At 74.5% G+C, this 12,735-nt stretch carries 6 protein-coding genes and 1 pseudogene; 5 read left to right on the top strand and 2 right to left on the bottom strand.

The window, feature by feature from the left end; genetic code table 11:
• The first annotated feature begins 269 nt into the window (after window positions 1-269).
• Window positions 270-1,103: a thioesterase II family protein gene (locus ACFVHI_RS14400; protein WP_079136538.1), complete on the top strand. Its 834-nt coding sequence runs from the start codon at window positions 270-272 to the stop codon at window positions 1,101-1,103.
• Between the two features lie 74 nt (window positions 1,104-1,177).
• Here ACFVHI_RS14400 and ACFVHI_RS14395 read toward each other — a convergent pair whose 3' ends face one another.
• Both ACFVHI_RS14395 and ACFVHI_RS14390 read right to left on the bottom strand, forming a co-directional pair.
• The gene (locus ACFVHI_RS14395; RefSeq protein WP_380338993.1) at window positions 1,178-8,392 is read right to left on the bottom strand and encodes an amino acid adenylation domain-containing protein; all 7,215 of its coding nucleotides are present in this window, start codon (window positions 8,390-8,392) and stop codon (window positions 1,178-1,180) included.
• Window positions 8,393-8,765: 373 nt separating this feature from the next.
• Entirely contained in the window at window positions 8,766-9,242 is a 477-nt protein-coding gene (locus ACFVHI_RS14390) for a GNAT family N-acetyltransferase (protein WP_063352790.1), read from the bottom strand.
• A gap of 448 nt (window positions 9,243-9,690) precedes the next feature.
• On the opposite strand from ACFVHI_RS14390, the gene ACFVHI_RS14385 reads away from it, so the two are divergent.
• The 4 genes and pseudogenes from ACFVHI_RS14385 (at window position 9,691) to ACFVHI_RS14370 (ending at window position 12,678) form a co-directional block, all read left to right on the top strand.
• Entirely contained in the window at window positions 9,691-10,602 is a 912-nt protein-coding gene (locus ACFVHI_RS14385; RefSeq protein ID WP_380338990.1) for an ABC transporter ATP-binding protein, read from the top strand.
• Window positions 10,603-10,697: 95 nt separating this feature from the next.
• A complete protein-coding gene (locus tag ACFVHI_RS14380) occupies window positions 10,698-11,522 on the top strand; it encodes an ABC transporter permease (RefSeq protein WP_063352421.1) in 825 nt (274 codons plus the stop codon).
• An 84-nt stretch (window positions 11,523-11,606) separates the two neighbouring features.
• A pseudogene (gene ddaH, locus ACFVHI_RS14375) lies at window positions 11,607-12,428 on the top strand (dimethylargininase); the annotation flags it as partial.
• Window positions 12,429-12,477: 49 nt separating this feature from the next.
• Entirely contained in the window at window positions 12,478-12,678 is a 201-nt protein-coding gene (locus ACFVHI_RS14370; RefSeq protein WP_380338987.1) for an MbtH family protein, read from the top strand.
• Window positions 12,679-12,735: the final 57 nt, after the last annotated feature.

The following is a 12,735-nucleotide window of genomic DNA, read 5'->3' as shown; positions in this document are numbered from 1 at the left end:
GAACTCGCCGATCGAAATACTCTGGAAATATCCGAAAGAAACCCGGACGAAGAGCACCGTAACAGAGCTCGGTGTTCCGGGAAAGACTCAAGATCCTTATGCGCCAACCGACTATTTCAGGGCACAACTGAGCTGCGGCATCGCCTGGTTGGATCTGCCCAGGGCATGCCGGAATACGGGCTGGACCAACCCGTGAATTACCGCATAAAGTCGTGCGGGAGGCCTGTTCAGGCTTCGCGTAATTGACTGGGAAAGAAAAAGGAGCAGCGATGACCGGTTCGTCCGCCGTACAGCACGACGAGGTGGCCCGATGGACGCCGTGGCACCGGGACGCCGCGCCGAACGGGCGGTCCGGGCCCGTACGCGTCTACTGCCTGCCGCACGCCGGCGGCTCCGCGAGCGCCTACCTGCCGTGGGCCCGGTCCGGCGAGCAGCCGGGCCTGACGATCGTTCCGGTGGAACTGGCGGGCCGGGGCACCCGCCTCGCCGAGCCGCCGTCGGCCGTCATGGACGAGGTGGTCGACGGCCTGCTCGCCCTGCTGGCGAGCCGCCCGGCGGACGAACCGTTCATCCTCTTCGGCCACAGCATGGGCGCCCGGATCGCCTACGAGACGACCCGCCGGCTCGCCGCCGAGGCGCGGCCGCTGCCGCTGTCCCTCGTGGTCTCCGGCGGCCGGGCCCCCGGCACCCCGGACGTCACCCGGCTGCACGGACTCACCGACGACGAGCTCCTGGAGCGCATCGTCGGCCTCGGCGGGACCCCGGCCGAGGTGCTGGAGTTCGCCGACCTGATGCAGATGATCCTGCCGGTGCTCCGGGCCGACGTCACCCTGCTGGGCGAGTACAACGACCGGATCCGGCCGACCGTGCTGCCCTGCCCGGTGCTGGCGCTCGGCGGCGCCGACGACCTGATGGCCGGACCGGAGTGGATCACCGGCTGGCGGGCCACCACGGCGGCCGGCTTCCGCCACCGCATCCTGCCGGGCGACCACTTCTTCCTGCACCAGCAGCGGGCCGAGGTGCTCGCGGAGCTCGCGGCGCAGGCCCGGGCGTGCCTGGACACCGCGGACGGTCCCCAGGAGGGCCGGGCGCCGGGCGCCTGACCCCGGCCGCCCGGTTCCGTACGACGGGGCCGGGCGGCGGGTGGCGGTCCGTCCGGAACGCTCCGGACGGACCGTCATCGCCGGCCCTCGTCGGCCCGTCGCAGGACGGCGGCGACGACCCGGGCGATCTCGTCGATCGGCCCGGCGTCGGCGAGGTCCAGGTGTCGGGCGGCGAGCGGGTGGTTGGCCACCGGCCCGGTGGCGTGGGCCGACCAGACGGCCACCGTGTCCTGCGGCCGGTGGTCGCCGGTCGCGGTGAAGGTGGTCAGCGGCGCGTCGAGCACCCCCGGCGTCCACGCCGCCATCAGCGCGGCGTGGTAGCGGCAGGAGTCGAGGAACACCGCCAGCTCGTCCTCGTCGCGCGGCGCGGCCTCGCGCAGCGCCACGGCCAGCCGGTCGAGCAGCTCCGCGGGCTTGGGCCGCCACTGCTGCGCCAGGACGGCCGCCACCTCGGCGGCGGGCGCGCCCGTCGCCGTCAGCAGCTCGGCCAGCACGGCGGTGTCGGTGACCTCCCCGGCGTCCGGCGGCGCCGGGTGGCTGTCCAGCAGCGCGACCAGGTCGACCTGCTCGCCCTGCTCGCGCAGCAGCACGCCGATCTGGTGCGCGACCAGCCCGCCGAAGGACCAGCCGAGCACCCGGTAGGGGCCGTGCGGCTGGACGGCGCGCATCCGCGCCAGGTACTCCCGGGCCAGGCCGTCCACGTCGGCCGGCCGCTCCCCGCCGCCGACCGGGCCGATGCCCTGGAAGGCGTGGACCGGCTGGTCCGGGTCGAGCCCGCGCAGCAGGCCGATGAAGCCGAGGCCGTCGCCCGTCACCGGGTGGACGCAGAACAGCGGCGCCCGGTCGCCCGTTGCCCGCAGCGCCAGCAGCGGTTCGAAGGGGGCGTCGGCGCGCCCGGGCCGCCGCCCGGTCAGCCGCTGCGCCAGCGCGGCCGGGGTCGGCGCCTCGAACAGCGCCTTCACGGGCAGGTCGACGCCGAACTCCGCGTGGATGCGCTCGACCAGCCGGATCAGCAGCAGCGAGTGGCCGCCGAGCAGGAAGAAGTCGTCCTCCGGGCCGACCGCGGGCACGCCCAGCAGCTCGGCGAAGACCGCGACCAGCGTGCGTTCGGCCGGCGTGCGCGGCTCCCGGGCCCGGCTCTCGACGTGGGTCTGCGGCTCGGGCAGCGCCCGGCGGTCCAGCTTGCCGTTGGCCGTCACCGGGAGCGCGCCGAGCAGCACGTAGGCGGTGGGCACCATGTGGTCGGGCAGGTGGCCGCGCAGGTGGGCGCGCAGCGCGGCGGCCGTGGGCGGTTGCGCGGCGCCGTCCGGCACCACGTACGCGACCAGCCGGGCGGTGCCGGCCCGGTCCTCGCGCACGGTGACGGCGCAGGCCGTGACCGCCGGGTGCTCGCCGAGCCGAGTCTCGATCTCGCCGAGCTCGATCCGGTGGCCGCGCAGCTTCACCTGGCTGTCCACCCGGCCCAGGTACTCCACCACGCCGTCGGGGCGGTGGCGGGCCAGGTCGCCCGTGCGGTACATCCGGGTGCCCGGCGCGCCGTGCGGGTCCGCGACGAAGCGCTCGGCGGTGAGCGCCGAGCGGCCGAGGTAGCCGTACGCGAGCTGCTCGCCGGTCAGGTAGAGCTCACCCGGCACGCCCGGCGGGACGGGGTTCAGGGCGGTGTCCAGCACGTAGCCGCCGGAGTTCCAGACCGGCCGCCCGATCGGCACCGGGTGCGCCTGCTCGTCCGCCGGGCCGCACTCCCAGGCCGTCACCTCCACGGCGGCCTCGGTGGGCCCGTAGAGGTTGTCCAGCCGGACGCCCGGGAGCACCTGCCGGAACCGGCGCACGGTGGCCGCGGGCAGCGCCTCGCCGCTGGCCACCACCAGGCGCAGCCCGGTGCACTCGGCGGCCCGCGGGTGCTGGAGGAAGACGTCCAGCATGGACGGCACGAACTGGGCGACGCTCACGCCCTCGCGCTGGATCAGCTCCGCCAGGTAGGCCGGGTCGCGGTGCCCGTCGGGCTTCGCCAGCACCAGGGTGGCGCCGGTGATCAGCGGCCAGAAGAACTCCCACAGCGAGATGTCGAAGCTGGCCGAGGTCTTCTGCAGCACGCCGTCCCGGGCGCCGAGCCGGTACTCCTCCTGGCCCCAGCGCAGCCGGTTGGCGATGGCGTGGTGCGGGACGAGCACGCCCTTCGGCCGCCCGGTCGAGCCCGAGGTGTAGATCACGTAGGCCGGGTCCCCGGGGCCGGGGGCGGTCGGCGTGACGCCCTCGGGCGCCGGCAGATCCTGCGGCGACAGGCAGGGCACGCCCTCGGCGGGGCGCAGCGCGGCGGCCTGCTCCGGGGCGGCGATCACCGCGGCCGGGCGGGCGTCCGCCAGCATGTACGCGAGCCGGTCGGCCGGGTAGTCCGGGTCCAGCGGCAGGTAGGCGCCGCCGGCGCGGTGGACGGCGCACAGCGCCACCACGAGCTCCACCGAGCGGGGCACGGCCACCGCGACCCGGCTGCCCGGGCGGACACCGACCGCGGCGAGCCGGCGGGCCAGCGCGTCGATCCGGCGGTCCAGCTCGGCCGGGCCGAGCGCCTGGCCCTCGAACACCAGGGCGGGGGTGTCGGACGGCGCGGCGAGACCTGCCGACACGAGGGCGGCCAGCGTGGTCGGGGCCAGCTCCCGCCGCTCGCCGGCGGAGCGCTCCAGCAGCCGCGGCCGCTCGCCCTCGGCGGACAGTTCGAGCCGGGAGATCGGCCGCTCGGGATCGGCCGCGGCCGCGCCGAGCAGCCGCGTCAGGCAGCCGGCGATCGCCTCGACCGTGGCCCGGTCGAACAGGTCGGCGCGGTACTCGACGGCGCCGGTCAGCTCGTCGTCCGGGCCGGCGGGCGTGCCCAGGGTGACGGTGAGGTCGAACTTGGCCGGCGCCGGGCCGGCGGTGACCAGCTCGCTGTCGAGGCCGGGGATCTCCACGGCGGCGCCCGCCTGCTCCATCACCAGGGCGACCTGGAAGAGCGGGTGGCGGCCGGGGGAACGCTCCGGGTTGACCAGCTCGACGATCCGCTCGAACGGCAGGTCCTGGTGGGCGTAGGCGGCGAGGTCGGCGTCCTTGACGCGGCGCAGCAGCTCCCGGAAGCCCGGGTCCCCGTCGGTGTCGGTGCGCAGCACCAGCGTGTTGACGAAGAAGCCGACCAGGTCGTCCAGGGCCTCGTCGGTGCGCCCGGCGATCGGGGTGCCGATCGGGAGGTCGGTGCCCGCGCCGAGGCGGGTGAGCAGCGCCGCCAGACCGGCCTGGACGGCCATGAACAGGCTGGCGCCGTCGGCCCGGGCGAGCTCCGCCAGGGCGCGGTGGTCCGCGCCGCTCAGCCGCAGCGGCACCCGGCCGGCCTGCTGGCCGGTCTCGGCGGTGCGCCGCCGGTCCACCGGCAGCGCGATCTCCTCGGGCAGGCCGGCCAGCGCCCCGCTCCAGTACTGCCACTGCCGGGCGGCGGTGCTGCCCGGGTCCTCGTCGTCCCCGAGCAGCGCGAGCTGCCACTGGGTGTAGTCGGCGTACTGGACGGGCAGGGCGCTCCACTCGGGGGCCCGGCCGGCCGTCCGGGCCTGGTAGGCGGCGCCCAGGTCGCGGGCGAGCGGGCCCATCGACCAGCCGTCGCAGGCGATGTGGTGGACCGTCAGCAGCAGGACGTGCCGCTCGGGGGCGAGGGCGAAGAGGTGGGCGCGCAGCGGCGGCTCCGACGCGAGGTCGAAGGGCTGGGCGGCGGCGGTGCGCAGGGCCTCGGCCAGGCCCTCCTCGGTCACCGTGGCGGTGCCGGACTGCCGCAGCAGCGGCGGGAGTTGCTCCGGGGCGAGGATCCGCTGGCGGGGGGCCGCGTCCTCGCCACGGGAGAGCGGGAAGACGGTGCGCAGGGCCTCGTGGCGCACGGCGCAGTCGTGCAGCGCGGCGGCGAGGGCGTCCCGGTCCAGGGCGCCGGTCAGGCGCAGGGCCAGCGGGATGTGGTACGCGTCGCTGTGCGGGTCCAGCTGCTGGAGGAACCAGAGCCGGCGCTGGGCGTGCGAGAGCGGGATCCGCTCGGGGCGGGCGGCGGCGGCCAGCGCCGGGCGACATCGCCCGGCGTCCACCGCGCGGGCGAGCCCGGCGGCCGTCGGGCTCTCGAAGACCGCGCGGATGGGCAGTTCGGCCCCCAGGGCGGTGCGCACCCGGCTGACCAGCCGGGTGGCGAGCAGGGAGTGGCCGCCGAGCGCGAAGAAGTCGTCGTCGGGGCCGACCTCGGCCACCCCGAGGACCTCGGCGAGCAGCGCGCACAGCGCGGCCTCGCGGGCGTCCCGGGGGGCCCGCGAGCGGCCGGTGGCGGCCCGCAGCTCGGGCTCGGGCAGAGCGGAACCGTCCAGCTTCCCACTGGAGTTGAGCGGGAGCCGGGCCAGGACGGCGTAGGCCGCCGGGATCATGTAGTCGGGCAGCTGCCCGGCCAGCAGCTCGCGCACCTCGGCGAGGTCGGGGGCGTTCCCGTCCTCGGTCACCAGGTAGGCGGCGAGGTGGCGCTCCTCGGCGCCGGCGCCCCGGGCCAGGACGGCGGCCTGCACGATCGCGGGGTGGCGCAGCAGCACCGCCTCGATCTCGCCGGGCTCGATCCGGAAACCGCGGATCTTGATCTGCCCGTCGGCCCGGCCGAGGTACTCCACCTGGCCGTCGCGGCGCATCCGGGCGAGGTCGCCGGTGCGGTACATCCGGGCGCCGGGCGGGCCGTACGGGTCGGCGACGAAGCGCTCGGCGGTCAGGGCGGGGCGGCGCAGGTAGCCGCGGGCCAGGTGCGGCCCGGACAGGTAGAGCTCGCCGGGCACGCCGAGCGGGACGGGGCGCAGCAGGTCGTCCAGCAGGTACGCCCGGGTGTTGTCGAGCGGGCGGCCGATGACGGGGGTGCGGCTGTCCGCCAGGGAGCAGGCGAGCGCGTCGACGGTGCACTCGGTCGGGCCGTAGTAGTTGAACACCGCCACGTCCGGCAGGGCGGAGAGTTCGCTCCACAGCGCCGGCCCGACGGCCTCGCCGCCCAGCATCAGCACGGCCGGACGGTGGTGGCCCTCGGCGAACAGGCCGGCGGCGGTGAGCGCCGGGACGTACGTCGGGGTGAGGTCCAGGAAGTCGAGGCGCTCCCGGCGGACGTAGCCGACCAGGGCCTGCGGGTCGAGCCGGACCTCGTCGCTCAGCAGGTGCAGCGGGTGGCCCTCCAGCAGCCAGAACAGCGGCTCCCAGGCGGTGTCGAAGGTGATCGAGGCGACCAGGCCCAGTTGGAGGCGCCGGCCCTGCGGGCCGCCGGACGGGCGGACCATGCGGGTGCGGTGGTGGTGCATCAGGCTGCTGAGGCCGCCGTGCGGGATCACCACGCCCTTGGGCACCCCGGTCGAGCCGGACGTGTGGATGACGTAGGCCGGGTCGTCCGGGCCGGTGGGGCCGGTGCGGTCGGCGTCCGTCAGGTTCCCGCCGGGGTGGGCGGCGACGGCGGCCCGCGCCCCGGGCTCGTCCAGCACCAGGACGGGCGCGCCGTCCGGCAGCCGGCCGGCGTCGGCGGCCGTGGCGAGCACGCAGACCGGGGCGGCGTCGGCGAGGATGCCGGCCAGCCGCTCGCGCGGCATGGCGGGGCTGACCGGTATGTAGGCGGCGCCCGACTTGAGGACGGCGAGCAGCGCGATCAGCAGGTCGGTGGTGCGCGGCAGTGCCAGGACGACGTAGCGCTCGGGGCCGGCCCCGCGCCGCACGAGCTCCCGGGCGAGCCGGTTGGCGCGCTCGTTGACCTCGGCGAAGGTGAACCGGCCGTCCTCGGCGACGAGGGCCGTGACCTCGCCCTCCAGGGCGGCGCGCTCCTCGAAGGCGCCGTGGTACGTCACGGCGGGGGCCGGCAGGGTGGGCAGGACGGGCAGAGCGGGCCCGTGGGCGCGCTCGAACAGGTCGAGCCGCTCCTCGGCGCCGATCAGGTCGTACCCGCCGATCCGCTGGCCCGGGTCGGCCGCGGCCGCGGCGAGCAGCCGGCCGAGCCGGGCGGTCAGGGCCTCGGCACCCTCGCGGGTGAACAGGTCGGTGCTGTACTCGACGAAGCAGCCGAGCCCGGCCGGGGCGCCGTCGGCGTCGTGCACCTCGCGCATGTTGAAGGACAGGTCGAACTTGGCACCGCCCGGGCCCGCCTCGGCGATCTCGCTCTCGATGCCGGGCAGCGCGAGGGAGGCCTCGGGGGTGTTCTGGAAGGCCAGCATCACCTGGAACAGCGGGTGCCAGCCCAGCGAGCGGTGCGGGTTGAGCGCGGTGATCAGCCGCTCGAACGGGAACTCCTGGTGGGCGAAGCCCTGGAGGTCGGTGCGGCGCACCCGCTTGAGCAGCTCGCGGAAGGTCGGGTCGCCGGAGGTGTCCAGGCGCAGGACCAGCGGGTTGACGAAGTAGCCGACCACGTCGTCGTAGCGCTCGTCGGTGCGGCCCGCGATCGGGCTGGCGATCGGGATGTCCGTACCGGCCCCCGACCGGGTCAGCACCGTCGCCAGCGCCGCCTGGAGCACCATGAACATGCTGACCCGGCAGGAGCGGGACAGCGCCAGCAGCTCGCGGTGCAGCTCGGCCGGGAGGTCCCACGGGAAGTACTCGCCCCGGTGCGACATCACGGTCGGCCGGGGGTGGTCGGTGGGCAGCTCCAGGAAGTCCGGCAGGCCCGCCAACGCCTGGCGCCAGTAGGCGAGTTGGCGCCCGCCCTGGCCCTGCGGGTCGTCCAGGTCGCCGAGGTTCGCGTGCTGGCGCACGGCGTACTCGGCGTACGTGCCGGGCAGCGGGGACCAGACGGGCGCCCGGCCCTGGCTGCGGGCCAGGTAGGCGGTGCTCAGGTCGCGGGCCAGCGGGGCCAGCGACCAGCCGTCGCCGGCGATGTGGTGCAGCACCATCAGCACCACGTGCTGCTGCGGGCCGAGCACGAACAGGTGCACCCGCAGCGGGGCCTCGGCCTCCAGGTCGAAGACGTGCCCGGCCCCGGCCTCGATCAGGGCGGGCAGCTCCTCCTCGGTGACGGGCACCACGGTGAGGACCGGCGCCAGCTCGGCCATCGCCAGCACCTGCTGGCGCGGCACGCCGTCGCGCTCGGGGAAGACGGTGCGCAGGGCCGCGTGCCGCTCCACCACGTCGGCGAGGGCGGACCGCAGCGCCTCGTGGTCGACCGGGCCGGTCAGCCGCAGCGCCACCGGGACGTTGTAGGAGGCGTCGCCGCCTTGGAGGCGGTCGTTGAACCAGAGCGCCAACTGTGCGTACGACAGCGGTGTCTCCGCGGGCAGGCTGTGTTCGCCCAGCACGGGGCATCCCTCCAGGTGGAACCGCCCCGCCGGCCGGGTGGGTCGGGCGGGCCGGACGGTGGTTTCCGGTGGCTCTTGGCCGTTGTGGGCCCCGGCCGTGGTGAGTCGCGGCCGTGGTGAGTTACGGGCCGTCGTAGACCGTCGGGGGCCGCGGCCGTGGTGAGTTCAGGCCGTGGTGGGCCCCGCCGTGGTGATGAGCGGGCCGTGGTGATGTGCAGGCTGCGGTGATTCGCGGACCGCCGGGGGCCCCGGGGCCGTCGCGGGCCCCGGCCGTGGTGGCTTCCGGGGGTCCTTGTGGGCTCCGGGGCCGTGGGGGGCCCGCCGACGTCCCTCGGCGGGGGGACTACCGGCTACCGCGCTGTGCGGGCGGGAGTCACGCGGTCCAGCGGTAGGTCATGTCCGGCTCGTTCTCCTCGTTGCGGCTGCCGTCGTTGGTGTCCACCACGACGAAGCCGTGCCGCTCGTAGAAGGCGCGCGCCTCGGTGTTCTTCTGGAAGACGTGCAGCGAGAGCTCCTGCGGGCTGGCCGACCTGACGGCCTCCAGCAGCACCGTCCCGATGCCGCGGCGGCGCGCCTCGGGGCGCAGGTAGAGGTGGTCGAGCAGGCTGCCGTCGAGCGAGGCGAAGCCCAGTACGGCCCCGGTCCCGGCGTCCTCGGCCAGCCACACCCGGGTGTCCGGGAGCACGACGTGGGTGATCCAGCTCAGGGTGGCCTCGTCACTGTGCAGACGGGGCAGGTACGGCATGGTCGCGGTGCGGGAGGCCAGGAAGACCTCGGTGACGACACCGGCGTCCTCGGCTACCGCGGCCCGCAGGCGGACGTTCGCGGTGAGCGGTCCGTCGGACTGCATCCACATCTCCTCGGTCAGGTGCGTGAAGGGGTGGTGGTGCCGCGGGTGACGACCGAAGGAGGAATACGTGATCAGCACCCGTCGCACACCGACGCTACGGTCGCGAACTACGGGTGATGGAGCCGAATTTCCCCCCGGATGGGCCGACATAGTGCGTCCCGGCGGCATTGATCTTCGAGCAACCTAACACCTGGTCATGGACAGGGGAACCCCCGAAAGCAGGTTCCTGACAAGTCGATTCTGCGGTTAGATGATCGCGCGGGCCCGGCCCCCGGGGAGCGAGGATTTCGGCGCACCGGGCGGTGACATTCCCCGACTTCCCTTGTACCTTCCCCGACGCCGAACTTCCCCTGGCTTCGCCCGACTTCCTCCGCCTTCCCCCGTACTTCCCCTGCGCTTCCCCAGTACTTCCCCTGCACTTCCCCGACTCCCCGAAAGGAGCGCCCGCGTGGACACCCCTGCCGTCCGAATCAGCGGTGCGGTCAAGACGTTCGGTGCCACCACCGCGGTGGGCGGCCTGGACCTGGAAGTGCCGCCCGGCATGTTCCTGGGCCTGCTCGGGCCCAACGGTGCGGGCAAGTCCACCACCATGCGGATGCTCACCGGGCAGACCCGCGCGGACGCGGGCACCGTGGAGGTGTTCGGGCACCGGATGCCGGAGGACTCCCGCCGCGCCCGCTCCCTGGTCGGCGTCGTCCCCCAGCACGACAACATCGACCCCGAACTGACGGTGCGCCAGAATCTCGACGTGTTCGTCCGGTTCACGGCCCTGCCGCGCGAGCGCTACCGTGAGGCGGTCGACCAGGCGCTGGCCGCCGTCCGGCTGACCGACCGCGCGAACACCCGCGCCGACGCGCTCTCCGGCGGCATGCGCCGACGGGTCCTGCTGGCCCGGGGCATCGTCAACAACCCGCGGCTGCTGCTCATGGACGAGCCCACCGTCGGCCTGGACCCGCAGATCCGGCAGGACCTGTGGGACGTCATCGACGGGATGCGCGAGAGCGGCACCACGGTGGTCATGTCGACCCACTACATCGAAGAGGCGGAACGGCTCGCCGACGAGGTGGCCGTGGTGACCGGCGGCCGGGTGATCGCCCGGGGCACCCCCGCCGAACTGCTGCGCGCGCACGCGGGCGCACAGGCCGCCGAGTACCGGGGCGACGCGGCCCGGCGCGAACTCGTCGAGGCCGAGGCCGCCCGGGCCGGACTGCCCAGCCGGCGGACCGGGCCGGCGGTCTCCGTCCTGCGCGCCGAGACCATCTCCGCGCAGCTGCACGAGCGTCTCGGGCCGCCGGACGTGCTGCGCCCGACCTCCCTGGAGGACGTGTTCGTCGCACTGACCGGAGAACTGTTCGGCTGAGCCCGGGCCGGCCGCTCCCTCGCTCCCCCCGCTCCCTCGTCTACCGCCCGCCTGCCCGCCCGCCCGCCTGCCCGCCCCCACAGAGAGGACACCCGATGACCACGGCGACGCCCATGCCCCGCACCGAGGCCCAGACCGGCCCCGCCCCAGGCCTCCCGCCCGCCCTGTGGCCGACCATGCGGGCGGTGTGGCTGCGCGAACTGCTGCTCTTCCGCCGCTACTGGCCCGCCATCACCTTCGGCTCGCTGATCGAGCCGCTGGTCTACATGACCGGGTTCGGCATCGGCTTCAGCCGGCTGATCGACTCGGTCCAGGGACACCCGTACCCGCAGTTCGTCGGCGTCGGCATGGTGGTCACCTCGGTGCTCTTCGCCTCGGCCTTCGCCGGGATGTTCGAGAGCTTCAACCGCCGCAAGTACCAGAAGATCTACGACGCCGTGCTGTGCCAGCCCGTCGACGTCTGGGAACTGGTCACCGCCGAGGCGTCCTGGATCGCCGTCAAGTCCTCCGTCTACGGCACCGCGCCGCTGCTGGTCTGCCTCGCCATCGGCCTGCCGCCGGGGCCGGAGCTGCTGCTGGTGCCGCTGGTGGCGCTGGTCTCCGGCTTCGCCTTCGCCCTGCTCGGCATGTGGGTGTCCTGCCTGGTGCCGGCGATCGACTGGCTGCGGCTCGTGGTGTCCGGCGTGCTCACACCGCTGGTGATGGCCGCGGGCGTGTTCTTCCCGCTGGACGGGCTGCCCGACTGGGTCCAGGGAGTGGCGGCCGTCAACCCGATCTTCCACTGCACGCAGCTGGTGCGTCACGCCGCCTTCGGGACGCTCGGGGCGGGCGACGCCCTGCACGGGGCCGTCCTGGCCGCATTCGCCGTCCTCGCCTGGTTCCTGGCCGTCCGCGGGATGCGCCGCCGACTCATCGACTGAACCGGCCCCGGACCTCCCGGAGCAACACGCAGACCCGCAGACCCGCAACACGTAGACCGTGCAGCACGCAGACCAAGGAGAACCACCCCGATGACAGCCCGCGCCGCGAGCCCGCGCCGTTTCCTGATGTGCCGGCCCAGCCACTTCGGCGTCAGCTACTCCATCAACCCCTGGATGCACCCGGAGAAGCCGGTCGACGGCGCGCTCGCGCTCGCCCAGTGGACCAGGCTGCGCGACCTCTACCGCGAACTCGGCCACACCGTCGAGGAGATCGACCCGCTGCCCGGACTGCCCGACATGGTCTTCGCGGCCAACGGCGCGACCGTGGTCGACGGAAAGGTCCTGGGCGCACGCTTCCGCCACGCCGAGCGCACGGCCGAGGGCCCGGCCTACCTGTCCTGGTTCCGCGAGCGGGGCTGGTCCGAACTGCTGTGGCCCGAGCACATCAACGAGGGCGAGGGCGACTACCTGCTGGTCGGCCGCCGGCTGCTGGCCGGCACGGGCTTCCGCACCGACCCGAGGTCGCACGCCGAGGCCCAGGAGTTCTTCGGCGTCCCGGTGACCAGCCTGACCCTGGTCGACCCGGAGTTCTACCACCTGGACACGGCGCTCGCCGTCCTCTCCGACGACGAGATCATGTACTACCCGGAGGCCTTCACCCCCGGCAGCCGGGCGGTGCTGCGCGAACTGTTCCCGGACGCCATCCAGGCGACCGCCGAGGACGCCGCCGTCTTCGGCCTCAACGCGCTCTCCGACGGCCGCCACGTCCTGCTCCCCGAGTCGGCCACCCACCTGATCGGCGAACTGCGCCGACGCGGCTTCGAACCGATCGGCGTGGACCTCACCGAACTCCTCAAGGCGGGCGGCAGCGTCAAGTGCTGCACCCTGGAACTGCGCGGCCACTGACCGCACCGACAAGCCCACCGGTTTTCACCGAGCACGAGAGGACGACGTGATGACGAACCCCTTCGACGACCCCGACGCCGACTACCTGGTCCTGGTCAACGCAGAGGGCCAGCACTCACTGTGGCCCGCCTTCGCCACCGTGCCCGAAGGCTGGAGGACGGTGTTCGGCGCAGCGCGACGCCAGGCCTGCCTCGACCACATCGAGCAGACCTGGCCCGACATCCGCCCCCGCACCCTGACCCACGACTGACCTGACCACCACACCACCCCGCCCACCAGCGCAGCCGCCCCGCGCAGTGGCGGGGCC

Source organism: Kitasatospora sp. NPDC127121 (assembly GCF_042677305.1).
Lineage (GTDB): Bacteria > Actinomycetota > Actinomycetes > Streptomycetales > Streptomycetaceae > Kitasatospora.
The sequence above is the reverse complement of the archived record's forward strand: the minus strand, read 5'-3'. Positions and strand labels throughout refer to the sequence as shown.

Coding starts and splice junctions, on each gene's coding strand:
- ACFVHI_RS14380 (WP_063352421.1), top strand. CDS start 10,698: ATGACCACGGCGACGCCCATGCCCCGCACCGAGGCCCAGACCGGCCCC.
- ACFVHI_RS14390 (WP_063352790.1), bottom strand. CDS start 9,242: ATGCAGTCCGACGGACCGCTCACCGCGAACGTCCGCCTGCGGGCCGCG.
- ACFVHI_RS14370 (WP_380338987.1), top strand. CDS start 12,478: ATGACGAACCCCTTCGACGACCCCGACGCCGACTACCTGGTCCTGGTC.
- ACFVHI_RS14400 (WP_079136538.1), top strand. CDS start 270: ATGACCGGTTCGTCCGCCGTACAGCACGACGAGGTGGCCCGATGGACG.